Source organism: Janthinobacterium rivuli (assembly GCF_009208735.1).
Lineage (GTDB): Bacteria > Pseudomonadota > Gammaproteobacteria > Burkholderiales > Burkholderiaceae_D > Janthinobacterium.
In genome coordinates this window covers 1-24,658 of the sequence record NZ_WFLJ01000002.1, presented here as the reverse complement: position 1 = coordinate 24,658, position 24,658 = coordinate 1, and the positions used below count along the sequence as shown (strand labels likewise).

Here is a 24,658-nt window from a genome sequence, read left to right as displayed (position 1 = left end):
CCATCTCTTGTCTTGCAACTGAACCCCAAAATGACGACACAAAGCTCCAGCCGTATCCGGGACGTCGCCGAATTATACATACGAATTCTTTATTTTACACAGATTTTTAACGCCTAAAACCGGTTAAATTTTTGGCGCTTTTGCGCCCTGAAAACGTACTTGCTTATGTCATCTTTGCACGCTTTCGGACATAAAAAAAGGCGGTCTTATCGGTTTTTTACAGCCGTTTTGGGCGACCGCTGCTAAGTTCTCCGATGTGCCTATATGGCGGAATTATATTTCGTGATATCCAATATGGAAACTGCTAAATTTGGAGAAAAATCTTTCTTTTGGGAAATGTTTTGGCTCGGAACCAGACCACTTAGCCCGCCGCGCGCACCAAACGGGTGCGCAACACACTTCACCCAGGTCAAAAAAAGCCCTTCCGGAGGCCGTTTCGACGCCGTCAGGCCATACGGAATTCCTATATAGGCATAGGAAGCGCTTATATTCTTGCTATTGATTATTATCAATAAATCATTTCATGGCTTGGCGGCCGGGTCGTCGCGCCGGTTGCGCTTCTCGCGCCGGCAATTCAAGGTGCCCAGGACCACCCCCTGCGGATCGACCGTATCGAGGTGCACATCGAAGCCCCACAGCCGCGCCACATGCTTGAGCACCTCGGCCGCCTGCTGGTTCAGCGGGCGGCGCTGGAATTGCGTATGGCGCAAGGTCAGTGCCCGGTCGTCGCGCGTGTTGACGGACCACACCTGGATGTTCGGCTCGCGGTTGCCCAGGTTGTACTGCTCGGCCAACTGCTGGCGCACGTAGCGGTAGCCGGCGTCGTCGTGGATGGCGGACACGGCCAGCTTTTCATTCTTGTCGTCGTCGAGCACGGCAAAGAAATGGAATTCGCGGATCAGCCGCGGCGACAGATACTGGGCGATGAAGCTTTCATCCTTGAAATTGCGCATGGCGAAGTCCAGGCTCTTGCGCCAGTCGCTGCCGGCCATGTCGGGGAACCAGGCGCGGTCTTCATCCGTCGGGTGCTCGCAGATGCGGCGGATATCGCTCATCATGGCAAAACCCAGCGCATACGGGTTGATGCCGCTGTAATAGGGGCTGTCGATGGGCGGCTGGTAGACGACGTTGGTATGGCTTTTGAGAAATTCCATCATGAAGCCGTCGCCCACCACGCCTTCATCGTAGAGCTGGTTCAATATCGTGTAGTGCCAGAAGGTGGCCCAGCCCTCGTTCATGACCTGGGTTTGCCGCTGCGGATAGAAGTACTGGGAAATCTTGCGCACGATGCGCACCATCTCGCGCTGCCACGGTTCCAGCAGCGGCGCGTACTTCTCTATAAAGTACAGCAGGTTTTCCTCGGGTTCGGGCGGAAAGCGGGGGGCGGCCTTGCGCTGGTCGTCCTCTTCCTCGTCTTCGTCGCGCCGGGGCAGGGTGCGCCACAGCTGGTTGATCTGCGACTGCACATAGGCTTCGCGCTCTTTCTGGCGCGCATATTCCTTCGCCATCGACAGTTTCGCCGGGCGCTTGTAGCGGTCCACGCCATAGTTCTGGATGGCGTGGCACGAGTCGAGCAGCAATTCCACGGCATCGACGCCATGGCGCTGCTCGCATTCGGCGATGTAATTCTTGGCAAATACCATATAGTCGATGATGGCGTCCGCATCCGTCCAGGCGCGGAACAGGTAATTGCCCTTGAAGAAGGAGTTGTGGCCGTAGGCCGCATGCGCGATCACCAGCGATTGCATGGTCAGGCTGTTTTCCTCCATTAAATAGGCGATGCACGGGTTCGAGTTGATGACGATCTCGTAGGCCAGGCCCATCTGACCCCGCTTGTAGCTTTTCTCGGTGGACAGAAAATGCTTGCCGAACGACCAGTGGTTGTAGGAGACGGGCATGCCGACCGAAGTGTAGGCATCCATCATCTGTTCGGCCGTGATGATTTCCAGCTGGTTCGGATAGGTGTCGAGGCCGAACTGCTTCGCCACGCGGCGGATTTCCTCGTGGATTTGCTCGATCAGCTCGAACGTCCATTCCGACTGCTCGGGCAGGGCGTTCGGGTGGCGCAGGCGCACGAACGGTTCGCCCGGGGTGTTGCTGGCGCGGTCAAAGGCTGCACTCATCATTTCACCTGTTTCTTGAACAGTTCGCGGAACACGGGGTAGATATCGGCCGGCGTGACGATCTTTTGCATGGCGAAATGGGCGTGATGGTCGAGCACGCCCGCGTATTGCTCCCACAGGTTTTGCTGCGGGCCGTCGGTGATCTCGACATAGGTGTAGTACTGCACCTTGGGCATGATGGTATTAATAAGCAACTGGCGGCACAGCACGGAATCGTTGTCCCAGTTGTCGCCGTCGGACGCCTGCGCCACATAGCTGTTCCATTGCCCGGCGCCATAGCGCTCGTCGATGATGGTGTTGAGCAAGTGCAGGGCGGACGACACGACGGTGCCGCCCGACTCGCGCGAATTGAAGAATTCATGCTCGTCCACCTCGGCCGCCGCCGTATGGTGGCGGATGAAGACCACCTCGATCTTGTCGTAGACGCGCTTGAGGAACAGATATAACAGGATGAAGAAGCGCTTGGCCGTGTCCTTGCGCGACTCGTCCATGGAGCCGGACACGTCCATGATGCAGAACATGACGGCTTGCGTCATCGGCTTGGGCACCTTGATGCGGTTGCTGTAGCGCAAGTCGAACGGGTCGATGAAGGGTATCGCCAGCAGGCGCGTGTGCAGGTGGTGGATCAGGCGGCGCAGTTCGACCACCAGCGGGTCGCTGTCGGGCGCGCCTTCGTGCAGCAGGGTCGCCAGGTCTTCCTCGGCCTGCGCCAGCTGCCTGCGGGCGCCGCCGCCGACGGCGATGCGCCGTCCCAGCGCGCCGCGCAGGGAGCGCAGCACGTGGATGTTCGAGGGCGTGCCCGACATATTGTAGCCGGCGCGCTGGTTCTTGAATTCCGTGGTGGCCGTCAGCTGGGTTTTCACCATGTGCGGCAATTCCAAGTCTTCGAAGAAATAATTCATGAATTCTTCGCGCGACAATTCGAAGATGAAGTCGTCTTCCGTCGTCTCGTCGCTATTGCCCGCCTTGCCCCGCCCGCCGCCACCGCCGCCTTTCGGCCGGGCGATCTGGTCGCCTTTCAGGTATTCCTTGTTGCCGGGATTGACCACTTCCCAGATGCCGCCATGCGCGTGACCGAACGACGGTTCGCCCACGTCCTTGACGGGGATGCTGACCTTTTCGCCATTCTCGACGTCCGTGATCGAGCGCCCCTTGATGGCGCGCCCCACCGCATCCTTGATCTGGCCCTTGTAACGCCGCAGGAAACGCTCGCGGTTGACGGCGGATTTATTCTTGCTTTGCAAGCGCCTGTCGATGAGGTATGTCAAAGGGTGCCTCCTTGCTTCTCGTCCTGCGCGCCCCCGCATGTTGCCGGGCGGGAGCGCGCCTCCGCTGTCCGCGCTATGACGACTTGCGTACGCGCAAGTACCATTCGCATAACAGGCGTACCTGCTTGGCCGTATAGCCTTTTTCCACCATGCGGGCCACGAAGTCGGCGTGCTTGTTGGCATCGTCGGCGCTGGCCTTGGCATTGAAGGAAATCACGGGCAGCAATTCCTCCGTATTCGAGAACATTTTCTTTTCGATCACGGTGCGGAACTTTTCATAACTGGTCCAGGCGGGATTCTTGCCGCCGTTCGAGGCCCGCGCGCGCAAGCCGAAGTTGACGATTTCGTTGCGGAAATCCTTCGGATTGGAAATGCCCGCCGGTTTCTCGATCTTTTCCAGCTCATTGTTCAGCGATTCGCGATCGAAGCTTTCGCCCGTGTCCGGATCGCGGTATTCCTGGTCCTGTATCCAGAAATCGGCAAACGTCACGTAGCGGTCGAAAATGTTCTGGCCGTATTCCGAATAGCTTTCCAGATACGCCGTCTGGATCTCCTTGCCGATGAATTCCACATAGCGCTGCGCCAGGTGCTCTTTAATATAGGAGAAGTAGCGCTGCTCGAGTTCCGGCGCGAACTGCTCGCGCTCGACCTGCTGTTCCAGTACATATAATAAGTGCACGGGATTGGCGGCCACTTCGGAATTGTCAAAGTTGAACACTTTTGACAGGATCTTGAAGGCAAAGCGGGTCGACAGACCGTTCATGCCCTCGTCCACGCCCGCGTAATCGACGTATTCGTGCATCGACTTGGCTTTCGGGTCCGTATCCTTGAGGTTTTCGCCATCGTAGACGAGCATCTTCGAGAAGATGCTGGAGTTTTCCGGGTCTTTCAGGCGCGACAGGATGGCGAACTGCGCCATCATGCGCAGGGTGCCGGGCGCGCACGGCGCCTTGACCAGCGAGGAATTGGCCACCAGCTTGTCGTAGATCTTGATTTCATCGGACACGCGCAGGCAGTACGGCACCTTGACGATATAGATACGGTCAAGAAATGCCTCGTTGTTGCGGTTGTTCTTGAAGGTCTTCCATTCCGACTCGTTCGAGTGGGCCAGGATGATGCCGTCGAACGGTATCGCGCCGAAGCCTTCCGTGCCCTTGTAATTGCCTTCCTGCGTGGCCGTCAGCAAGGGGTGCAGCACCTTGATGGGGGCCTTGAACATTTCCACGAACTCCATCAAGCCCTGGTTGGCCAGGCACAGGCCGCCCGAATAGCTGTAGGCGTCCGGGTCGTCCTGCGCATAGTCTTCCAGCTTGCGGATGTCGACCTTGCCCACCAGCGAGGAAATATCCTGGTTGTTTTCATCGCCCGGCTCCGTTTTCGAGATGGCGATCTGTTTCAGCACGGACGGGTAGCGCTTGACGACGCGGAACTGGTTGATATCGCCATTGTATTCATGCAGGCGTTTCACGGCCCACGGGCTGGGGATGTTGCGCAGGTAGCGGCGCGGGATGCCGTAGTCCTCTTCCAGGATGGTGCCATCCTCTTCCTCGTTGAACAGGCCCAGCGGAGACTCGTTGACTGGCGAGCCTTTCAGGCAATAGAAGGGCACGTGTTCCATCAGCGACTTGAGTTTTTCCGCGATCGACGACTTGCCGCCGCCGACGGGGCCCAGCAGATACAGGATCTGCTTGCGTTCTTCCAGGCCTTGCGCCGCGTGGCGGAAATACGAGACGACTTGCTCGATGACTTCCTCGGTGCCGTAGAACTCGCGGAAGGCGGGATAGATCTTGATGATCTTGTTGGCGAAGATGCGCGACAAGCGCGTGTCGTTGCGCGTGTCGACCAGCTGCGGCTCGCCGATGGCGGCCAGCATGCGTTCGGGCGCGCTGGCGTACGTCAGCTTGTCCTTCTTGCACAGGGCCAGGTATTCGGAGAGCGACATTTCCTCTTCGCGGGTGCGCTCGTAGCGTGCTGCATAGTTATCAAAAATGGTCATGTCAATGTCCTTTAATGTAAACCTGTACTGCCAGTCACCATGGCCGCCCGCCTGGCACTCGCCTGGGCTTGCCGCTTGAACTTTTTCTGTACCCCGTATCGATTTTTATTGTTGTTTCAAGCCCGGCTGTCTTTGCGAGTCCGGATTGCCCGGACCAAAAAACTGGCGCTTGATGCCGTGTGCTGACGTGGCCAGCCGGCTTTTTTTCACTGTTGATAGCGCTTGTTGCACCAACCTTTACCCCATGAAATTTATTATTGCTCTAAAGGATCAGGAAGTCAAAAGATATGTCGGCATATCCTTAATACTTGTTTGTAAATTGTTGATTTAATTGGATAAATCATCAAAATTTCCATCGATTTCAATGAACCTTTTTGTACCTTTTAAATCATCATACGACAATTCGTCAGCGCGTGCCGGTGCCGGCCGTGGCGCTGCCGTCGCCGGCGCCGCGGCGGCCTGGCGCCGGTGAGGCCGGCCATCTTGCGCTAAGATGCCTGCATGTCTGATGGCCCCGCGCGCCGCGCGCACGCGGGCCAGCATTTTTATCGTCACCCTATAAGGAACACCCATGATGAACTCCCAATTGCGCGCGATCGTCCGCGGCATGCCGAAGGCCGAGCTGCATATCCATATCGAAGGCTCGCTGGAACCAGAACTGATTTTCGCACTGGCGGAGCGCAATGGCGTGCCGCTGGGCTATGAATCGGTGGAACACTTGCGCAGCGCCTATGCTTTTACGGATTTACAGTCTTTTCTCGACATTTATTACGCCGGCGCAAGCGTGCTCTTGAAAGAGCAGGATTTCTATGACATGACGCAAGCCTATCTGCGCCGCGCCGAAGCCGATAACGTGCTGCACACGGAAATCTTCTTCGACCCGCAAACGCACACGGCGCGCGGCGTGCCCATGGCCGACGTGATCAACGGCATCCATCGCGCCTGCCAGGACAGCCCCGTCAGCGCGAGCCTGATCCTGTGCTTCCTGCGCCACCTGAGCGAGAAAGAGGCGTTCGAGACCCTGGAAGACGCCTTGCCGCACCGCGACAAATTCATCGGCATCGGCCTCGATTCCTCGGAAGTGGGCAACCCGCCCGAAAAATTCTCGCGCGTGTTTGCCCGCTGCCGCGAACTGGGCCTGCACCTGGTGGCCCACGCGGGCGAGGAAGGTCCGCCGGCCTACATCCGCACGGCGCTCGACGACTTGCGCGTCGAACGCATCGACCATGGCGTGCGCTGCCTGGAAGACGCGGAACTGACGGCGCGCCTGGCGCGCGAACAGATCGCCCTGACCGTCTGCCCCCTGTCGAACACCAAGCTGCGCGTGTTCGACCAGATGCACGACCATAATCTGGTGCAACTGCTCGACGCGGGCTTGCTGGTGACGGTGAACTCGGATGATCCCGCGTATTTCGGCGGCTACATGAACGACAATTTCGACGCCATCTTCGACGCCTTGCCGCTGGGCCTATCCCACGCGCAACGCCTGGCGCGCAACGGTTTCATCGCCGCCTTCCTGCCGCAGGCGCAAAAAGAGGCGTTTCTCGCCACCGTCGACGCGTATTTCGCGCAGCACGCCGCAGCCCACGGCAGCGCGCAGTAACTCTATAAAGACCCGCCGCCCATGCTCCGCCTCTCCCTGAAAATGACCGGCCGCGACTGGCGCGCCGGGCAACTGCGTTTCCTGCTCGTCGCGCTGATCGTCGCCGTGGCGGCCCTGTCGGCCGTCGGCTTCTTCGTCGACCGCCTGCGCGCGGGCCTGAACCGCGACGCGCACCAGCTGCTGGGGGCCGACCTCGTCATCAGCGCCGACCAGCCCGTCAATGGGGCCTGGCGCGCGGAAGCGCAGAAGCGCGGCTTCATCCTGGCCGACACGGTGACGTTTCCCAGCATGGCGCAGGCGGGCGCGGGCGAGCAGTCGACCTCGCAGCTGGCGTCGATCAAGGCCGTCTCGCCCGGCTACCCGCAGCGGGGCAGGCTGAAAATCACGACCAGCACCAGCGAGGCGCAGGATGCCGTGGGACGGCCAACGGACCAGGTGCCGGCGCCCGGCACCGTGTGGGTCGATGCGGCCATTCTGTCCAGCCTGAACGCGAAGCTGGGCGACACGCTGACCCTGGGCGACAAGGCATTTACCGTCACGCAATTGATCGCCAGCGAGCCGGACCGCGGCGCCTCCTTCCTCAACTTCGCCCCGCGCGTGATGCTGCCCTTGGGCGACCTGGCCGCCACGGCGCTGGTGCAGAACGGTTCGCGCGTGTCGTACCGCCTGCTGCTGTCGGCGCCGCCCGCCAAGGCGGGCGAGCTTGCGCAATATCAAGCCTGGCTGGAAAGCCAGATCAAGACGCAGGCGATCAAGGGCGTGCGCATCGAGTCGCTGGAATCGGGCAGCCCGCAGATGCAATCGACCCTGGACCGCGCCGACCGTTTCCTGTCCCTCGTCGGCTTGCTGTCGGCCATGCTGGCCGCCGTCGCCGTGGCCATGGCGGCGCGCCGCTTCATGCTGCGCCACCTCGATGCCTGCGCCATGCTGCGCTGCCTGGGACTGACGCAAAACCAGGTCACGGCCATGTACGTGATCGAATTCCTGCTCGTCGGCCTGGCCGGCAGCGTGGTCGGCGTGGCGGTGGGCTTCGGCGGCCATCTGGTGTTGCTGGAGCTGCTGGGCAAGCTGGTGCAGAGCGACTTGCCGCCCGTGTCCATGCTGCCCGCCCTGCAGGGCGTGGCCACCGGCATGCTGTTGCTGCTGGGCTTTGCCCTGCCGCCGATTTTGCAGTTGCGCAACGTGCCGCACAACCGCGTGATCCGCCGCGAGCAGGAGCCGCCGCAGGCGCTGGCCGTGGCGACCTACGGCCTGGGCATCGCCGCCTTCGTCGTGCTGCTCTTGTGGCAGGCGGGCGACGTGAAACTGGCCCTGCTGACGGCGGCCGGCTTCCTCGGCGGATTCGCCCTGTTTGCCCTGGCCGGCTGGCTGGGCATCCGCTCGCTGAAAAGCCTGCGCGGCGCCTTCAATCACCAGGGCTGGCGCTTCGCCGTCACCTCCCTGCAGCGCCGTCCGGGCGCCACCGTCATCCAGGTGGTGTCGCTGGCGCTGGGCCTGATGGCCTTGCTGCTGCTGACGGTGGTGCGCGGCGACCTGATGGTGGCCTGGCGCAACGCCACGCCGCCGGACGCGCCGAACCGCTTCATGATCAATATCCTGCCGGAACAGAAAGACCCGATCGCCGCGCGCCTGGCGCAGGCCGGCGTGGCCAATGCGCCTTTGTATCCGATGATACGCGGGCGCCTGGTGGCCGTGAACGGCAAGGCCATCACGGAAAGCACCTACGAGGATGACCGCGCCAAGGGCCTGGCCGACCGCGAATTCAACCTGTCGACGATGGCCACCATGCAGGAAGAAAACAAGCTCGTGGCCGGCAAGTGGTTCGGCAATGCGCCGGGCGCGCCGGCCGAGGCGTCGGTGGAAGAGGGCATCGCCAAGACCTTGAAACTGAAACTGGGCGACAAGCTGCGCTTCGACATCGCCGGCCAGCCCGTCGAAGCGGCGATTACCAGCTTGCGCAAGCTGGAATGGGGCTCGATGCGCGTCAATTTCTTTGTCATCATCAACCCGGCCGCCATGGCGGACACGCCGCAGACGTGGATCACGGCGTTTCACCTGCCGCCGGCGCAGGCGGACCTGGGCAATGCCTTGCTGCGCGACTATCCGAACCTGACGGTGGTCGACGTGGGCGGCGTGCTGAAACAGATCCAGGGCGTGCTGGACCAGGTGGTGACGGCCGTCGAATTCCTCTTCGCCTTTACCCTGGCCTCGGGCTTGCTGGTGCTGTATGCGGCGCTGATGGGCTCGCAGGACGAGCGCACGCGCGAAGCGGGCCTGCTGCGCGCGCTGGGCGCCACGCGGCGCCAGCTGGCGCAGGCGCAGCTGATCGAGTTTTCGCTCGTCGGCGCGCTGGCCGGCTTGCTGGCGGCATCGGGCGCGGCGGCCATGGGCTGGGCCCTGGCCACGTACCAGTTCAAGTTCGCCTGGAGCTTCGCGCCGGGCGTGTGGGCTTTTGGCTTGCTGGCCGGCGCCCTGTGCGCGATCGCCGGCGGCTGGCTGGGCTTGCGCAATGTCTTGAAACATCCGCCGCTGCAAACCTTGCGGGAAAGCTAGGCACCCACGCTGTCGTCCGCCTGCGCGCGTAAAAATTGCGCGTAGGACACGACCGGCTGGTCCAGCTGGTGCGGCGGCACGTCGAACAGGGCCCAGAAGTAGGTTTCTCGCCCGTGGCAGATGGTCGGCGCGGCGCAGTAGCGGAACCAGTTTTCGCCGATGTGCGCCGCATACATGCCGTCGCTGCCGGCATCGGAAAAATACGGGATCACGCGCATTTCCAGCAAGGCCAGCAGCAAGGACGCGGGCGCGTCGCTGTCGCGCGCCATTTCGTACTGCGTGTGCAGGCTGCGTTCCGTCTCGATGATCATCAGGCGGGCCTGGCCGTCGCGCGTGAAAAACAGGATGCCGCAGGGATTCGGGAAGATATAGAACTCGACGAAGCCATGGCGCCGGCACAACGCGTGCACGACGGCGGCCATGGCTTCGTCTTGCAGGAAACGATAGTCGTGCAGCAACAGCAAGTCGCGCACCGTGTCCGACTGCTGCAGGAAAAATTCGCGTTGCAGGGCGTGGACTTCCTGTTCCAGGATATCGAGCGCATCGTCGTCGCTCTTCTTGATGTAGCGGTCGATCAAGCCCCGGTTGAAGGCCGTCACGGCCACTTTTTCATCGGCCGCGCCCGTAAATAAAATCTTCTTGCACGGCAAGTCACGCACGGCCTGGCAGAATTCCAGGCCATTCATCTGCGGCATCGAATAGTCGACCACCAGCACGGAAGGCACGGCAAAGCGCTGCGCCTGGCCGCTGATGCGCCAGATGCGTTCGAGGTCGAGCGCCACGTTGCACTGGTCGGGCGGCAGGTTTTGCGTGTCGAAATTGACGTGCAGCGGCGTCTCGCCCAGCTGGGTGCTGTGGCGCAGCCAGTGCAGCGCGCTGCTCGTGTCGTGGAAGGTCTGGCGCGCCAGAGCGGGATCGAGCTGGAACGCCAGGCTTTTCAGGAAGGAGTCGCTGTCATCGATCAATACGGTCAGGGTCGGATGGGTATAGACGGGCAGTTGCATGCGTCACCTTGCGGGGGAAGAGGGTGGGAAGCGGGCAGGCACGGGCTGGGGAAACTCCAGGATGAAAATCGCATACGCATGCTCGCGCGACACGCAGCGGATGCGCGCCTGCCAGGCGGTGACGATCTGCCGGCACAGGGCCAGGCCGATGCCGCTGCCGTTGTGCACGGGATAGGAATAAAAACGCTCGAAGATCAGCGGCAGGCGGTTTTTCGCGATGCCGCAGCCCGTGTCGATGAACAGCAGCCTGGGCTCGGCGCGGGCGCCGTCGATGATGATGCGCACGCGGCCCTTGCCGGCCCGCTGGATGGCTTTCAGCGCGTTTCTCAGCAGGTTCAGCAGGATCACCACGCACAGCTCGTCCTGGCCGGCGAACTGGAAGTCGGCGCGCACGTCCACCTTGACGCTGCTGCGCTGGCTGTTGCCGGTAAATGGATAGCGCTTGAGCACGGACGTCACCATCGCCAGCATCGACAGCGTCTGGCTGGGCTGGAGGTTGCGGTTGACGGCGCTGGCGCTCATCAGGAACAAATCGATCATGTGCTGCATGTGGCGCACTTCGAACTGGATGCGCGACAAGGCTTCCTGCAACGGCGGCAGGTCGTCCGCCTGGCCGGACAGTTGCGGCAGCAGCCGGCGCATGCCCCGCACATTGGCTTCCACGCTGGTCAGCGGCGTGCGCAGCTCGTGCGCCACGGAACCGAGCCCTGCCGCCAAGCCCGCCAGCCGCTCCCGTTCCAGCACCTTGCTGCCCACTTTCACCACGGACAGCGCGGCAATGGTGAACCAGTGCACGGGCAGTTGCTGCAGCACTTCACGTTGCAGCAGGAAGCCGCCTTCTCCCTGCAGGATGACGGCCAGGCAGGCGGCGCTGGTGCCGATCAGGTAGGCGCGGCAAGCCAGTTTCGTTTCGAAGTGAAACAGCACGACCAGGCCGATCAGCAGCGATTCGCTCCAGATGGACGAGGCGTGGTTCATCAGAAACATGAAGGTAAAGAAGAAGGGCAGGATGTAGCTGAGCGCGAACAGCAGGTAGCGCGACAGCCAGCGGGCCGAGAAGCGGCGCGCGAACAGGCCCGCCACGCAGATGCCCACGCCCGTCAGGCGCAGGGTCAGGTTTTCATAGGCTTGCGGAAAAAAATTATGCCACAGCAGGTAGTACAGCGGCATCGCCACCGTGCCCACGACGGCCAGCATGGCGACCCTGCCTGCCAGGTTCTCATGGGGCATGCGCTCATGCAGCAGCGAATGGAGCAGGCGCCTGCGCCAGTGTGTCCATCGTCCTTGCCATTGCTGCGTCATGACTCTGCCTTGATCCTCTTCAGAACATTATCATCGCGTAAATTTTCCTGGTTGAACGGTTATCTCGCCGGACATTGATATACGTCAATGGATGGGTTGGCGACACGGTCAAGGTTTTAATTTGCAACAAACCTTTCCCTAGGAGAAAAATCATGACCATCGCCAACAGCTTGCACTCCCCATCCTTCGTCCGTGCCGAACACTGCCTGCCGGACTACATCGTGCGGCGCATGGATGCGCATCACATCACGCGCATCGAAAAATTGCTGGGCGGCCAGCATCCCCATGCCTGGCAACCGACCCCCGCCCATGCCATTTTCTTGGCGGGCAATGACTACCTGTCCATCGCCGCCGAGCCGGCGCTGGTGGCGGCCCAGGTGGCGTCCCTGCAGGCGAACGCGGGCGGCATGCTGATGTCGGCCGTGTACTTGCAGGAAGGCAGCGAACAGCACCGGCTGGAAAGCCGGCTGGCCCGCTTCATGGGCTGCGAGGATGGCATCCTGGCGCAGTCCGGCATGGCGGCCAACGTGGGGCTGATCCAGTGTATCGCCGGCCCCGGCATCCCCGTCTACCTCGACATGCAGGCCCACGCCTCGCTGTGGGAAGGCGTGCTGTCGGCGCAGGCCCAGGCCGTCCCCTTCCTGCACAACGACATGACGCATTTGCGGCGGCAGGTGGAAAAGCACGGCCGCGGCGTGATCGTCGTCGACGCCCTGTACAGCACCAACGGCAGCCTGGCGCCCTTGCTGGAACTGCTCGATATCGCCGAGCGCAGCGACTGCGTGGTGGTGGTTGACGAGTCGCACTCGCTGGGCACGCATGGCCCCCGGGGCGCGGGCCTGGTGGAAGCGTGGGGACTGGGCCACCGCGTGCATTTCCGCACGGCGTCGCTGGCCAAGGCCTTCGCGGGACGCGCCGGTTTCATCAGCTGTTCCAGCCGCTTCAAGGGGTATTTTTTGTCAGAATCGCGCCCCGCCATCTTCAGTTCCTGCCTGCTGGCGCACGAGCTGGCATGGCTGGGCGCGGCGCTCGATTTCATCATGGCCGCCGACGGGCGGCGCGCCACCCTGCAACGCCACACGCTGCAGGTGCGCGAAGGCTTGCGCGAGCTGGGCTACAACGTCAGCGATGGCACGGAGCAGATCGTGGCGCTGGAGGCGGGCGCCGAACCGGCCACCCTGGCCCTGCGCCAGGCGCTGGAACGGCAAGGCATCTACGGCGCCATGTTTTGCGCCCCGGCCACGGCGAAGAACCGCGCCCTCGTGCGCCTGACCCTCAATGCGGGACTCGACGGGGCGGCCGTCGAACGGGTGCTGGCCGGCTGCGCCGCCATCCGCGCCGAAACGGGCATGGAACAGTGGTCGTCGACGCGGCGCCTGCGCAGGCTGGCGCTGGTGTAGGTGGTCAGCCGGCCAGCCGGCCCAGGAGGGTGGACAGCGCGCCCAGCTGCTCGGCCGGCGCGTCCTGCAGCAACTCGCGGCCCACCGCCTGCGCGGTGGCGTTCGCATGTCCCAGTAATTCCTGGCCGGCGGCCGTCAGCACGGCATAGCCGACGCGCGCGTCGCGCGCATCGGCCTGGCGCGCCACCAGGCCAATCTTTTCCAGCGGCATCAGGGAGCGCGTGACGCCGGAGGCCGTCAACGCCAGGCGCTCGGCCAGGTCGATGCGGCGCAGGCGCGCACCGGGTGCGCGCTGCAGCTGATACAGCAATTGATAGTCGCTGAAGCTCAGGCCATGCACATTGCCCAGGGCGCTATCGAAGCGGCGCACGATGAGGGCCTGGGCGCGCGCCAGGCGCAGGCAAAAGTCGAGCGCGCCGTCGCCGTCCAGCGACAGGGGGGGGTGATCGTTCATGGCTTCCATTGTATTCGCTGCGAAATGCTTGAGTGCGCAAGTGTAAAGCAATGGCGCTCAATACAGCGGCTGCCCCTGTTCCAGCCACTGCGCGCGGTGCAGCGCCAGCAGGGCATCCAGTTCGGCATCCGCATCGAAGGCGGGGTCGTCGGGCAGCCTGACGGTGTCGATGACGGCGCAGGAAAAAGCCGCCGCGCCATCGCGCCGCCAGTCCGCCTGCAGCGCCGCATTGCGGTGCTTGCCCAGGTTCAGCTCGAAGCGGTGCCGGTTCAGCATGCCGGGCGCGTTGCGGCTGCATTCGAACAAGGTGCGCCCGCTGGGCAGGTGCCGCACGGCGATGATGCCCAGCGGCGGCGGCTGTTGCCGGTAGTGTGCTTTCAATGTTGCCTGTCGTGTCTTGTCCATGTTTCATTGCTCCTATCTTGTTGCTTCAAATCGTTTCCGCTCCGCCGATGCGCGGGATGGCGGTGAAGAGTGCCGCGGCCATCGCGGCCGCCAGCAGCAGGGCGCCGCCGCCGCAGAACAGCTCGCCCACGCTCAGGTGGCGCAGCAGCGCGCCCGTGGCGGCCGCCGACAGCGGGGCCAGTCCCAGGAAGATGCCCATGAACAGGGCCATCGCCCGTCCCAGCATGGCGGGCGCCACGCGCCGCTGTATCCACGTAAAGATGGCCACCTGCAAGTAGCCGCCCAGCATGCCCGTGACGGCCAGCAGGGCCGCGCCTTGCCAGGCCGTGCTGATTTGCCCCAGCGCCATCAGCAGCAGGCCGACGACCGCGTCGACCAGCAGCAGGGTGGCGCCGAAGCGGCGGCGCAGCCAGGCGCCGCCCAGGCTGGCCGCCAGCATGCCGGCCAGGGTGCCGGCGCCATGCGCGCCCATCAGCAAACCCAGCGCGGAGGCGCCATGCAGGCGCTCGCTGGCCAGCACGGGCAAGGCCACTTGCAGCGGCCCCATGACGAAGAACGCGACCACCGCCCAGTACGCATAGCAGTTGCGCAGGGGAAGGTCGCGCCACACCATGGCCAGCCCCGCCGCCAGGTCGCGCCACATGCCCTGCGCGGTGGCGGCCGCGGCCGGTGGCCGCAGGCTGACTTGCCGCAAGGTCCAGGCCGAGAACAGGAACGTCAGCGCATCGATGGCAAAGGCGGCGGCCAGCGCCGCCATGCCGGTGTGCCCGGTGCCAGCGTGGGCGCCCAGCACGAGCGCCGCCAGCAGGGGGCCGGCCAGCAGGGACAGCTGGCGCGCGCCCATCTGCAGGCTGTTGGCCGTCTGCAGCGTTTGCGGCGGCACGGCCTGCGGCAGGATGGCCGTGCCTGCGGGAATGCCAAAGGCGGAAGCGATGCCCAGCGCCAGCGCGGCCGCATAGGCCAGCGGCAGGCTGGCCTGCTCCAGCAACAGCAGCGCGGCCAGCGCCAGCAGGATGGCGGCATTGGCCAATTTGCTCAGCAGCAGCACGCGCCGTGGCGAATGGCGGTCGGCGACGGTGCCGCCCAGCAAGATCAGCACGGCACGCGGGGCGCCCATCAGGGCCATGGCGATGCCCAGGCTGAGGCTATCGCCCGTCAGGCTGAGCACCAGCCAGGGCAGGGCCAGCATGCTGAACTGGTCGCCCAGCATCGACACGAGGCCGCCGCCCAGCAGCCAGCGGAAGTTGGTATTGCGTAGCAAAGGGGATTCTGCGGTGGTGGGCATGGTTGATCTGTCCGTGTTTAAAGATTGCATAGTAGTTGATAAAAGCTTGAGTGGTCAAGTATATTGCTTTTTATGGCGGCAGCGGCAGCTGGCGCCGCATGGGCCGCCGGCGCTTGCGCTATTATGGCGGCCATGACTGATACCACTGCCCCCACCCTGTACGAGACCATCGGCGGCGCCCCTGTGCTGCGCGAAATGGTCGACCGTTTTTATGACTTGATGGAACTCGAAGCCGAGTTCGCCGGCATCCGCGTCATGCATCCGCCTTCGACGGACGGTTCGCGCGACAAGCTGTATTTCTTCCTGACGGGCTGGATGGGCGGGCCGGACTTGTATATCGAGAAATTCGGCCACCCGCGCCTGCGCGCGCGCCACTTGCCTTACGCCATAGGCACGAGCGAGCGCGACCAGTGGCTGCGCGCCATGGCCTGGGCCATGGAAGACACGGGCATCGAAGAATCCTTGCGCGTGCGCCTGATGGAATCGTTCTATCAGACGGCCGACTGGATGCGCAACAAACCTGACTGACACCCATGAGCCCAATCGAGTTCTACAGCCTGCTGGGCGCCGCCATCGTCGCCATCGTCCTGTTGCTATTGATCTTGCTGCGCCCGCGCGGCGCGGCCGGCGATGGCGCCACCACCCTGGCCCTGGTGCAGCAGCACCAGCAGCAAAGCCTGGAACGCATCGACCGGGTCGAGCGCGAAGTGCGGCTGCAGCTGCAGGCGTCGGCGCAGGCGGCGCGCCAGGACCTGGCCACCAGCCTGGCGCAATTCCAGGCGGCGACCTTGCAGCAGCTCGACAGCCTGCGCACGCAGATGCAGGCGCAGGGGAAAGTCGGGCGCGAGGAACAGGCGCAAAGCCTGGCGCGCTTTGCCGACAGCACCAACCAGACCCTGGCGCAGCTGACGGAATCGAATGCGCAGCGCATGCTGGAAGTGCGCGCCACCCTGGAAAACAAGATCCGCGACTTGCAGGCCGACAATGGTGCGCGCCTGGAAGAGATGCGCAAGACGGTCGATGAAAAGCTGCACGCGACGCTGGAGACGCGTTTGAACGCCTCGTTCCAGCAAGTGTCGGAGCGGCTGGAAAAAGTCCATCAGGGCCTCGGTGAAATGCAGCAGCTGGCGCTGGGCGTGGGTGACCTGAAGCGGGTGCTCACCAACGTCAAGACGCGTGGCACCTGGGGCGAGGTGCAGCTGGAAATGCTGCTGGAGCAGGTACTCACTGTCGACCAGTATGCGAAGAACGTGGAGACCGTGCCGGGCAGCGGCGCGCGCGTGGAGTTCGCCCTGAAGTTGCCGGGCATGCTAGACGGCGGGCCACCCGTGTGGATGCCGATCGACGCGAAATTCCCCAAGGAACAGTACGAGCGCCTGGTCGAGGCGGCCGAGCGGGCCGATGCCGACGGCGTGGCCCTGGCCGGCCGCGAGCTGGAGCGGGCCGTGCGGGGCGAAGCGAAAACCATCGCCGAAAAATACCTGGCGCCGCCGCAGACCACCGACTTTGCCATCCTCTTCCTGCCCACGGAAGGCTTGTATGCGGAAGTGCTGCGCCGCCCGGGGCTGGCCGACGAATTGCAGCGCGTGCACCGGGTCAGCATCGCCGGGCCTTCCACTCTGACGGCCTTGCTCAACAGCCTGCAGATGGGTTTCCGCACCCTGGCGCTGGAAAAGCGCTCGTCGGAAGTGTGGCAAGTGCTGGGCGCCGTGAAGACGGAATTCGGCAAGTTCGGCGACGTGCTGTCGCAAACCCGGCTGACCCTGGAAAAGGCGGCGAAAAATATCGAAAGCGCGGAAGTGCGCAGCCGGCAGATGGCGCGCAAATTGAAATCCGTGGAAGCCTTGCCGGGCGAGGCGGCCGCCTTGCTGCTGGGTAAGGCGGACGCGGGATTATCCGCCGAGGCGGACGGCGACTAGCGCCGGCGGCGCAGCGTGGCGCAGGCACATAGCGCCAGTCCCGCCAGCAGCATGGCCCAGGTGTCGGGTTCCGGCACGGCCGGCAGGACGGACAGGTCGGTCGGCGGCAGCGTCGGCAGGATCACGCTGGGCGGCACGATGATGCCGCCGCCCGCCAGGCCGGGCGGCAAGCCACCACCTCCTCCGCCACTCCCGCCGCCCATGCCGGCCGGGGAGCCGGTGCTGCCGACGGTACGCACATAATCGAAGGGCAGGAAAGGAATGCTGGCCACCGCGGGCGGCATGGCGCCGCCTGTGAACGAGCCGCCGCGCAAGGCGTCGGGATTGTCGATCAAGGGCGCGCCGGCCGTTTCCGGGGCGGCCGGTGCGGCGGCGACAGGCGCGGCGCCACCGGGAGCGGCAGCGCCTGCCGCCGGCGGCGCCGACGCGGGCGCCTGCGTGATGCGGCTGACGTTGCGGCAAATCGTCGGCACCAGGATGCACTGGCCCTGCACGCAATACACGAGTCCCCGTTCCTGCATCTGCTCGCTCCATCCCGCGCGCGTGACATTGCGGCACACCCGGCCCGGGCCGAAATGCATGTCGCTGATGCGCGCGTTGTAGCCGCCCTTGCCGCGGATGGCGTCGCGGCTGATCACGACGATTTCATCATACTGGCGCGCGCGCATGCGCTGCTTCAATTCTTCGCGCACCGGCGGCGCGATGTCCGTATAGCGGTCCACGGCCGCCACCACGTCACCCATGAACGGGTCGACGCCGGGACGGTTCCAGCTGCAGTTCTCCAGCACGTCGGCCCGTGGGGCCCCCTTGGCGTAGGCGGGCAGCGGCGTCAGGGATGCCATGCCCAGCAGGCAAGCTGCTCCCAGCACGCTGGCGCCCGCGATCCATGAACGGTGTTTCATTGGAAGTTTCCTCGTGAAAACAATATCAAAATTGAACTTTTTGTCTAAGCTCAGATGTTATCACCGAAGAAACTTCAATATCAACTAATAAATAAAATTATTACAATTAGTGTTGTGTTTATTTATTTTTTACTCATGGAAATAATTAATATTTTTATCTCGATAGGAGGGACGGTTGCCGCGCAGGCAATGTGATTGCGAAGGGGCAATACAAACGGCCCGCGCAGGGCGGGCCGTCTTGGCAGGGGAGGAGGAGGAGGCGCCGCCGGCGCGGTCAGCCTGGCCGGCGCTGGCGCGTCAGGTCAGTCCGTGGAACAGCACGATGTCGACCAGGTCGCCGGCCGCCACGTTGCCTTGCGCTTCGTGCAGCACGATCATGCAATTGGCTTGCGTCATCGAGCGCAGGATGCCCGAGCCTTGCGCGCCCGTCACGCGCACGTGCTGGCGTCCGTCCGCGCCGCGCTCGACGATGCCGCGCTGGTATTCCGTGCGGCCCCGTTTCTTGCGCATCGGCGCCTGCGCCGCCACCTGCAGCAACGGCAGGGCGGACGTGTCCGCATCGGCGCCCATCAGGCGCAGCAGGGTCGGGCGGGCGAGGAAATAAAACGCCGCCATCACGGCCACCGGGTTGCCCGGCAAACCCAGCAGCAAGGCCGTGTCGCCCTCGCTGGCAATCCGGCCAAAGGCCATGGGGCGGCCCGGGCGCATGTTGATTTGCCAGAAGGCCACTTCACCGAGGCGCGCCAGGATCTCGCGCGTAAAATCGGCCGCGCCGCTGGACACGCCGCCCGAGGTGACGATGACGTCGGCCTTGGCGCAGGCGCCGCGCAGGGCCGTTTCCAGCGCCTGCGGATTGTCCTTGACGATGCCCATGTCGAGCACGTCGCAGCCGAGGCGTGTCAGCATGCCCAGCAGGGTGTAGCGGTTGCTGTCGTAGATGCAGCCGGCGGCCAGCGGCTCGCCGAGCGAGCGCAATTCGTCGCCCGTGGAAAAGAAGGCCACGCGCAGGCGCCGCCGCACGGGCACCGTGGCGATGCCCAGCGAGGCCAGCAGACCCAGTTCGGCCGGGCCGAGTATCTTGCCCTGCAGCAGAGCAGGCTGGCCCTGCATCAAGTCCTCGCCCTTGAAACGGCGGTTGTCGCCGGGGCGGATGCAGTCCGGCGCCAGCGTGATGCTGCTGGCGCTGGCTTGCCGCACCAGTTCCTGCGGCACCACGCTGTCGCAGCCGTCCGGCATGACGGCGCCCGTCATGATGCGCGCGCATTGCCCGCGCCCCACGCTGACCGTGCCGGGGCGGCCGGCCAGGATGGTGTCGACCACGGCCAGGGTGACGGGCGCGTCGCCGCCCAGGTCCGCTCCATGCAGCGCGTAACCATCCATGGCGGAATTGTCGTGCGCGGGCACGCTGATGGGCGAGATGATGTCGGCCGCCAGGATGCGCTCGAACGCTTGCGGCAGCGGCAGTGCCTCGATGTCGGCCACGGGTGCGACGGCGTCGGCCAGGATGGCTTGCGCCATCGGCACGGACAAGCCCTGCGCCTGCAGGGCGGCCAGCTCGTCCGGCGTATTGATGTTGCCGAATGCGCTATTGTTCTCGAACAGCACTTCAGCCAGTTTCAAGGGACCGTGCCAGGTGCGCATGCGGCGCTCCCCGCTGCGCAGATACGCATCGAGCTGGGACAGGGCGGCGGTCTTGACGAGACAAAAGACGGGATGCGGGCGGCGCACTGCCGCGCCCGTCGCCGCATCGACTTCCTCGGTGACGGCGATGGCCAGGTCGGCATTGTCCTGCGCCAAACCGGCCGCCAGGCGCATGGCCAGGTCGGGCGGCAGCAGGGGCGAATCGCAGGGCACGGTGAGCAGGTACGGCGTGCTGGCGTGATGCATGCCGCTATGCAAGCCTGCCAGCGGACCGAGCTGGCCCGGCAGCGCGTCCGGCCACACGGGCAGGCCGAAGCGGGCGTAGTCGCCGGCATCGGCGTGGACGCTGAGGGCCAGCTGGCCCACTTGCGGTGCCAGGCGCTGCAGCACATGGCGCGCCAGGGGCTGGCCATGCAGGGGCAGCATGCCCTTGTCGCGCTGGCCCATGCGCGTGCCGAGGCCGCCGGCCAGGATCAGGCCGGTAATGTCGTGTTTGTTGATCATGAGAGGCGAAAATGTGGATGCATACGCCATGGTAGCAGCGGCGGGCGTGCGCCGCGCCCGATTCAGCCGCCGATATACGACATTTCCACTTTCTTTTTACCGTGCTCAAGCGCGCCGCCCGTCAAATCCGTCTGGCTGGTGCGCAATTGCGAATAGCGGTCGCCGCGGCCGCGCCACAGCTGCGCCACGGCCGAAGAGATTTCCGCGTCGCTATGGCCGCCCCGCAGCAGGCTGCGCAAGTCGTGGCCGCTGCTGGCGAACAGGCAGGTGTACAGCTTGCCTTCGGTCGAGAGGCGGGCACGGCTGCAGTCGCCGCAGAACGCTTGCGTGACGCTGGAAATGAGGCCGATTTCGCCGCCGCCATCGGCATAACGCCAGCGCGCCGCCGTCTCGCCCGCGTAGTTCGGGTCGATGGGCAGCAAGGGCATGTGCGCGGCGATGCGCCGCACGACGTCGTCCGATGGTATGACTTCCTGCAAGTTCCAGCCGTTCGAGGCGCCCACATCCATGTACTCGATGAAGCGCAGGATGTAGGGCGTGCCCTTGAAGTGGCGCGCCATGGGCACGATTTCCTGCTCGTTCATGCCGGCCTTGACGACCATGTTGATCTTGATGGGACCCAGGCCCGCCGCATGCGCCGCGTCGATGCCGTGCAGCACGTCGGCCACGGCGAAGTCGACATCGTTCATGCGCTTGAAGGTGGCGTCGTCGAGCGAATCGAGCGACACGGTGACGCGGTTCAAGCCCGCATCCTTGAGCGCTTGCGCCTTTCTGGCGAGCAAGGAACCATTGGTCGTCAGGGTCAGGTCCAGCGGCTGGCCCGACGGCGTGCGCAGTTCGGCCAGCATGGCGATGAGCTTTTCGATATTCTTGCGCAGCAGCGGCTCGCCGCCCGTCAGGCGGATCTTTTCCACGCCGTGCGCGACGAACAGGCGCGCCACGCGCGTGATTTCCTCGAACGACAGCAAATCCGTGTGCGGCAGATACACGTGGTTCTTGTCGAACACGTCCTTCGGCATGCAGTACACGCAACGGAAATTGCAGCGGTCGGTAATCGAGATGCGCAAGTCGTGCAGGGGCCGGCCCAGTTGATCGTTCAGCAGGCCTGTCGGCGCTTCCAGGGAGGCCGGGATGGCTGGCGCGGCACGTCGCCGCTCCGCCATCATGATGATTTTTTCTGACATGAGCCTAATAATCTTGCGGTTTGTTTAATTCCGGCGCCGGACAAGGGCCGCCGGATTTGCTAACCATACCACGATCGGCGCACGGTCGTCGGCGGCCGGCCGCCAGGGCCGTCCGTCCGACCGCGTGGCGGCGCTAGAAACCCGCTTCGCGGCGCGCCACGCCCGCGGCCGCGCGCAGGAAGCGCCATGCCGGCGCTTCCCATTCCCCGGCGATGGCGACCCTGCCGCGCCAGGCGGGGCTGGTGGCCGGCAATTCGGCGTCCGCATCGAGCAGCACCCGGTACACGGCCTGTTCCGGATACAGCACGCCGTTCTTTTCGCGCACCAGCACGTCGCCGCCGAACAGCGCCGCCAGTTCCGGTTCATTCAGCGTGCGGCTGGCATCGCGGTCGATGCTGGCCACGGTCAGGCGCAGCGCGGGGCCGGCCAGGCCGTCGGCGAGGAACAGGGCGCGGTCGCCGCGCGCGATGCGCCGCACGGCGTCCTGGTCGACGTAGGCCACCACCTGCCAGCGCCCGGCGCCCACCAGCGAGCCCAGATACTCCTGCCCCTTGAGCCATTCGCCGGGCCGCAGGTCGGGATCGACGTCGACCAGCACGCCCGCGAACGGCGCCAGCGGCCGGTAGCGCCGCAAGTCCGCGCCCACCGTCGCATGCTCGGCGCTGGCGTAGGCCAGCTGGTCGTTCAGCACTTGCCAGTCCTTGCGGCTGGCGGCGTCCAGGCCGGCAGCCGCCGATTGCCATGCCAGCAAGTCCTGGCGCGCGCCCGTCTCGCCTTCGCGCAGGGCCAGTTCGGGCGAGGACAGGCGCAGCAGGGGCTGGCCGGCGGCGACGTGCTGGCCATTGGCCACGGGCAGCGCTTCGAGCGCCGCGTGCGCGGGCGCGTACAGCGCCAGGCGCGCCTGCGGCTGCAGCACGCCGGAGGTCAGCACCCGGTCCGGCCACGGCAGCAGCAGGAGCAGCGGCAGCAGCGCGGCCAGGCCGGCGCTGCGCCAGGCGCGGCGGCTGTGCCGCAGGGCGTCGCGGCGCGAGCGCCACACCTGCAGTTCGCGCCACAGCGGCAACGCGACAAACCAGCAGATCTCGACGAGGAACAGCAGGATGCCGACGGCCTTGATGAAGAAGTGGTACACGAGCGCGGCGATGCCGAGAAACAGCACCAGCCGGTAGATCCACACGGCCCAAGCGAACAGGATCAGGCCGGCGCGCCGGCGCGGCGGGAACGATTCCGGCGCCGGCTCGTTCAGCGCGAACAGGCGTTCGCGCAAGTCCCAGCGGGCCAGCGCGAATGCGCGGCTGTGCAGGTTGGGCAGGCCCAGGTAATCGGACAGCAGGAAGTAGCCGTCAAAGCGCATGAAGGGGCTGGCATTGATGGCCACGGTGGTGATCCAGGTGGTGGTCGAGAGCAGGAAGGCGACCTGCTTGGGGCCGCCATCGGGCAGCCAGGTCCAGGCCAGCGTGGCCCAGGCGGCGATCATCAGTTCCGTCATGATGCCGGCGCCCGCCACGGCCAGGCGCTGCTCGCGGCGCGCCAGCTTCCACACTTCGTTGGTGTCCGTGTAGGCCACGGGCCACATCACCAGGAAGGCCAGGCCCATGGTCGGCACGCGGCAGCCGTAGCGCTTGGCCGTCAGCGCGTGGCCCAGTTCATGGCAGACCTTGGCGAAGGTGATGGCGGCGCCGTACAGCAGGGCGCCGTGCCAGCTCAGCGTGTCGAGCAGGGTGGCGGAAAAGCGTTCCCAGTCGCGGTAGGCGCCGGCCACGCCCAGCAGGCCGGCGGCCAGGGTCAGCCAGCGGAAGGCGGGCGAAAACAGCCACCCGAGGCGCGGCGCGAGCCAGTCCAGCCAGCGGTCCGGGTGCACCAGGGGGATGCGGAAAAACAGGTAGTTATGCAGCAGCCACTGCTGCCAGCTGCCGCGCTGGCGCTGGCGCGTGGCCGCCATCGCCGCCGCGGCACCCCGGCGCGGCTGCAGCAGCTGCTGCTCGCGCAGGAACTCGAGCAGGCGCTCGATGGCGCCGCCGTCGAGTTGCAAGGTGGTGCTGCCGTTGATGTCGTCGATGAGGGCCTGGGCATCGTTGTTCTCCCAGCGGCGCAGCATCTCGAAGCTGGGCCAGTCGAGCTGGAAGAACAGGTTGCGCACGGGGTCATGCAAGGTCCAGCTGGGCTGGCCGTCGGGCAGGCGCGGTCCGGCATGGATGGACAGCTCCTGGCGCAGCAAGGGTAAGGCGTGCATGCGGTTCCGTTCTACAGGGCGATGAACTGGCGGATGCTGGCCAGCGGCCGGCGCAGTATCCAGTAGAGCAGCGGCACGCGGTCGCCGCCCAGCTTGGCCGTGCCCTTCAGGCCGATGCGCTGGCCGGTGGCGCCGTCCAGCTTGGCGCGCACGCGGTAGGCATAGCTGCCGTCGGGGCGCGCGGTGGCGCGGTGGCTCATGTAGCGCACGTTCGCTTCGAGCGGCGTCAGCGGCGCGGCCGCCAGGTACAGCTTGAGCGGCGCCCGCTCGGCCAGCGGAATGGCGTCGCCGATCGGTACCCACGCCTCGATCTCCACGTCGTCGGCGGCCGCCACCTGCATGATGCGTTCGCCCGTCTGCACGGGCCGGCCTATCCATTCCGACGGGTCGTCGAACAGGGCGATGCCGGCGTGCGGCGCCAGCACGCGCGAGCGCTGCGCCTGGCCCTCCAGGAACGCCGCCTGCGCCTGCTTCTCGGCGATCTTGCCCAGCAGCGCGGCCAGCTGGGTCTTGGCGCGGGGGTCGTTGAGTATCATCTGCGCCGTTTGCCGGTACTCGGCCTGCGCCGTGGCCAGCCCTTCGCGCGCGACGTCGAGGCGGCTGCCGATGGGCGCCTGGTCGAACGAGAACAGCGGCTGGCCGGCGCGCACGGCCTGGTTCGGGCGCACGGAAAATTCGGCGATCACGCCATCGAGCGGCGCGCGGATGGTGGCCGGATTGGCCGCCACCAGCTCGCCCGGCGCCAGCACCGTCAGGCGCACGGGAAACAGCAGCACCGCCAGCAGCGCCAGCGCGGCGCCCACCCGGCGGCGCCAGCGCTGGCCCTGTCCATCGCCCTGCCACCACAGGCGCAGCCGCGCCGGCAGCGCGGCCGGCGACCAG

The 24,658-nt window shown here is 65.0% G+C and carries 19 protein-coding genes; 5 read left to right on the top strand and 14 right to left on the bottom strand.

What is annotated here, in order from left to right:
- Nucleotides 1-521: 521 nt before the first annotated feature.
- The 4 genes from GCN78_RS02645 to GCN78_RS02630 all read right to left on the bottom strand — a co-directional run bounded on the left by GCN78_RS02645 (nt 522) and on the right by GCN78_RS02630 (nt 5,960).
- Entirely contained in the window at nt 522-2,123 is a 1,602-nt protein-coding gene (locus GCN78_RS02645) for a SpoVR family protein (RefSeq protein ID WP_152250311.1), read from the bottom strand.
- Entirely contained in the window at nt 2,123-3,391 is a 1,269-nt protein-coding gene (locus tag GCN78_RS02640) for a YeaH/YhbH family protein (RefSeq protein WP_152250310.1), read from the bottom strand. Before GCN78_RS02640 ends, GCN78_RS02645 begins: the two co-directional genes overlap by 1 nt.
- Nucleotides 3,392-3,464: 73 nt before the next feature.
- The gene (locus GCN78_RS02635; protein ID WP_152250309.1) at nt 3,465-5,387 is read right to left on the bottom strand and encodes a PrkA family serine protein kinase; all 1,923 of its coding nucleotides are present in this window, start codon (nt 5,385-5,387) and stop codon (nt 3,465-3,467) included.
- A 327-nt stretch (nt 5,388-5,714) separates the two neighbouring features.
- A complete protein-coding gene (locus GCN78_RS02630) occupies nt 5,715-5,960 on the bottom strand; it encodes a hypothetical protein (RefSeq protein ID WP_152250308.1) in 246 nt (81 codons plus the stop codon).
- Here GCN78_RS02630 and GCN78_RS02625 point away from each other — a divergent pair.
- Nucleotides 5,959-6,990 carry an adenosine deaminase gene (locus GCN78_RS02625; RefSeq protein WP_152250307.1) on the top strand — a complete coding sequence of 344 codons (1,032 nt, stop codon included), beginning with the start codon at nt 5,959-5,961 and terminating at the stop codon, nt 6,988-6,990. The two genes, GCN78_RS02630 and GCN78_RS02625, sit on opposite strands and share 2 nt — an antisense overlap.
- A 21-nt stretch (nt 6,991-7,011) precedes the next feature.
- Nucleotides 7,012-9,543: an ABC transporter permease gene (locus GCN78_RS02620; RefSeq protein ID WP_152250306.1), complete on the top strand. Its 2,532-nt coding sequence runs from the start codon at nt 7,012-7,014 to the stop codon at nt 9,541-9,543.
- On the opposite strand, the gene GCN78_RS02615 is transcribed toward GCN78_RS02620, so the two are convergent.
- Nucleotides 9,540-10,547 carry a response regulator gene (locus GCN78_RS02615; protein WP_152250305.1) on the bottom strand — a complete coding sequence of 336 codons (1,008 nt, stop codon included), beginning with the start codon at nt 10,545-10,547 and terminating at the stop codon, nt 9,540-9,542. The genes GCN78_RS02620 and GCN78_RS02615 overlap by 4 nt on opposite strands.
- A gap of 3 nt (nt 10,548-10,550) precedes the next feature.
- Nucleotides 10,551-11,777 (bottom strand): sensor histidine kinase, encoded by a 1,227-nt coding sequence (locus GCN78_RS02610; protein ID WP_226939428.1) that lies wholly within the window; start codon nt 11,775-11,777, stop codon nt 10,551-10,553.
- A gap of 224 nt (nt 11,778-12,001) precedes the next feature.
- Between GCN78_RS02610 and cqsA the strand changes: the two genes are divergently transcribed.
- Nucleotides 12,002-13,249 carry an alpha-hydroxyketone-type quorum-sensing autoinducer synthase gene (gene cqsA / locus GCN78_RS02605; RefSeq protein ID WP_152250303.1) on the top strand — a complete coding sequence of 416 codons (1,248 nt, stop codon included), beginning with the start codon at nt 12,002-12,004 and terminating at the stop codon, nt 13,247-13,249.
- A 4-nt stretch (nt 13,250-13,253) separates the two neighbouring features.
- Here the strand turns inward: cqsA and GCN78_RS02600 are convergent, their stop codons facing one another.
- Genes GCN78_RS02600 through GCN78_RS02590 form a run of 3 tightly spaced genes read right to left on the bottom strand, consistent with a single transcriptional unit; the run spans nt 13,254 to nt 15,393 of the window.
- Nucleotides 13,254-13,703 (bottom strand): MarR family winged helix-turn-helix transcriptional regulator, encoded by a 450-nt coding sequence (locus tag GCN78_RS02600; protein WP_152250302.1) that lies wholly within the window; start codon nt 13,701-13,703, stop codon nt 13,254-13,256.
- 57 nt (nt 13,704-13,760) lie between these two features.
- Entirely contained in the window at nt 13,761-14,108 is a 348-nt protein-coding gene (locus tag GCN78_RS02595) for a GIY-YIG nuclease family protein (RefSeq protein WP_152250301.1), read from the bottom strand.
- 25 nt (nt 14,109-14,133) lie between these two features.
- Nucleotides 14,134-15,393, bottom strand: coding sequence for an MFS transporter (locus GCN78_RS02590; protein ID WP_152250300.1), 1,260 nt, complete (start codon nt 15,391-15,393; stop codon nt 14,134-14,136).
- Between the two features lie 132 nt (nt 15,394-15,525).
- On the opposite strand from GCN78_RS02590, the gene GCN78_RS02585 reads away from it, so the two are divergent.
- Together GCN78_RS02585 and GCN78_RS02580 are read left to right on the top strand one after the other, a co-directional pair.
- Nucleotides 15,526-15,921, top strand: coding sequence for a group II truncated hemoglobin (locus GCN78_RS02585; RefSeq protein WP_034785429.1), 396 nt, complete (start codon nt 15,526-15,528; stop codon nt 15,919-15,921).
- A 5-nt stretch (nt 15,922-15,926) separates the two neighbouring features.
- Nucleotides 15,927-17,312, top strand: coding sequence for a DNA recombination protein RmuC (locus GCN78_RS02580; protein WP_152250299.1), 1,386 nt, complete (start codon nt 15,927-15,929; stop codon nt 17,310-17,312).
- Here GCN78_RS02580 and GCN78_RS29215 read toward each other — a convergent pair.
- From GCN78_RS29215 to GCN78_RS02550, 5 genes are all read right to left on the bottom strand, one after another.
- On the bottom strand, nt 17,309-18,214 hold the full coding sequence (locus GCN78_RS29215) for an MHFG family PEP-CTERM protein (RefSeq protein WP_193316587.1): 906 nt from the start codon (nt 18,212-18,214) through the stop codon (nt 17,309-17,311). The two genes, GCN78_RS02580 and GCN78_RS29215, sit on opposite strands and share 4 nt — an antisense overlap.
- A gap of 297 nt (nt 18,215-18,511) precedes the next feature.
- Nucleotides 18,512-20,359 carry a molybdopterin molybdotransferase MoeA gene (gene moeA / locus GCN78_RS02565; RefSeq protein WP_226939427.1) on the bottom strand — a complete coding sequence of 616 codons (1,848 nt, stop codon included), beginning with the start codon at nt 20,357-20,359 and terminating at the stop codon, nt 18,512-18,514.
- Between the two features lie 62 nt (nt 20,360-20,421).
- The gene (gene moaA, locus GCN78_RS02560; RefSeq protein WP_152250296.1) at nt 20,422-21,543 is read right to left on the bottom strand and encodes a GTP 3',8-cyclase MoaA; all 1,122 of its coding nucleotides are present in this window, start codon (nt 21,541-21,543) and stop codon (nt 20,422-20,424) included.
- A gap of 133 nt (nt 21,544-21,676) precedes the next feature.
- Nucleotides 21,677-23,776 (bottom strand): HlyD family efflux transporter periplasmic adaptor subunit, encoded by a 2,100-nt coding sequence (locus tag GCN78_RS02555; protein ID WP_193316586.1) that lies wholly within the window; start codon nt 23,774-23,776, stop codon nt 21,677-21,679.
- Nucleotides 23,777-23,787: 11 nt separating this feature from the next.
- The coding region (locus GCN78_RS02550) for an efflux RND transporter periplasmic adaptor subunit (RefSeq protein WP_152250295.1) at nt 23,788-24,658 on the bottom strand (871 nt) is incomplete at its 5' end.

What these genes read in the sequence shown, in the direction of transcription:
- GCN78_RS02630 (WP_152250308.1), bottom strand. Translation starts at nt 5,960, where the DNA reads ATGGGTGTTCCTTATAGGGTGACGATAAAAATGCTGGCCCGCGTGCGC.
- cqsA (WP_152250303.1), top strand. Translation starts at nt 12,002, where the DNA reads ATGACCATCGCCAACAGCTTGCACTCCCCATCCTTCGTCCGTGCCGAA.
- GCN78_RS02635 (WP_152250309.1), bottom strand. Translation starts at nt 5,387, where the DNA reads ATGACCATTTTTGATAACTATGCAGCACGCTACGAGCGCACCCGCGAA.
- GCN78_RS02585 (WP_034785429.1), top strand. Translation starts at nt 15,526, where the DNA reads ATGACTGATACCACTGCCCCCACCCTGTACGAGACCATCGGCGGCGCC.
- moeA (WP_226939427.1), bottom strand. Translation starts at nt 20,359, where the DNA reads ATGATCAACAAACACGACATTACCGGCCTGATCCTGGCCGGCGGCCTC.
- GCN78_RS02645 (WP_152250311.1), bottom strand. Translation starts at nt 2,123, where the DNA reads ATGAGTGCAGCCTTTGACCGCGCCAGCAACACCCCGGGCGAACCGTTC.
- GCN78_RS02610 (WP_226939428.1), bottom strand. Translation starts at nt 11,777, where the DNA reads ATGCCCCATGAGAACCTGGCAGGCAGGGTCGCCATGCTGGCCGTCGTG.
- GCN78_RS02615 (WP_152250305.1), bottom strand. Translation starts at nt 10,547, where the DNA reads ATGCAACTGCCCGTCTATACCCATCCGACCCTGACCGTATTGATCGAT.
- GCN78_RS02590 (WP_152250300.1), bottom strand. Translation starts at nt 15,393, where the DNA reads ATGCCCACCACCGCAGAATCCCCTTTGCTACGCAATACCAACTTCCGC.
- moaA (WP_152250296.1), bottom strand. Translation starts at nt 21,543, where the DNA reads ATGTCAGAAAAAATCATCATGATGGCGGAGCGGCGACGTGCCGCGCCA.
- GCN78_RS02600 (WP_152250302.1), bottom strand. Translation starts at nt 13,703, where the DNA reads ATGAACGATCACCCCCCCCTGTCGCTGGACGGCGACGGCGCGCTCGAC.
- GCN78_RS02580 (WP_152250299.1), top strand. Translation starts at nt 15,927, where the DNA reads ATGAGCCCAATCGAGTTCTACAGCCTGCTGGGCGCCGCCATCGTCGCC.
- GCN78_RS02555 (WP_193316586.1), bottom strand. Translation starts at nt 23,776, where the DNA reads ATGCACGCCTTACCCTTGCTGCGCCAGGAGCTGTCCATCCATGCCGGA.
- GCN78_RS02620 (WP_152250306.1), top strand. Translation starts at nt 7,012, where the DNA reads ATGCTCCGCCTCTCCCTGAAAATGACCGGCCGCGACTGGCGCGCCGGG.
- GCN78_RS29215 (WP_193316587.1), bottom strand. Translation starts at nt 18,214, where the DNA reads ATGAAACACCGTTCATGGATCGCGGGCGCCAGCGTGCTGGGAGCAGCT.
- GCN78_RS02625 (WP_152250307.1), top strand. Translation starts at nt 5,959, where the DNA reads ATGATGAACTCCCAATTGCGCGCGATCGTCCGCGGCATGCCGAAGGCC.
- GCN78_RS02595 (WP_152250301.1), bottom strand. Translation starts at nt 14,108, where the DNA reads ATGGACAAGACACGACAGGCAACATTGAAAGCACACTACCGGCAACAG.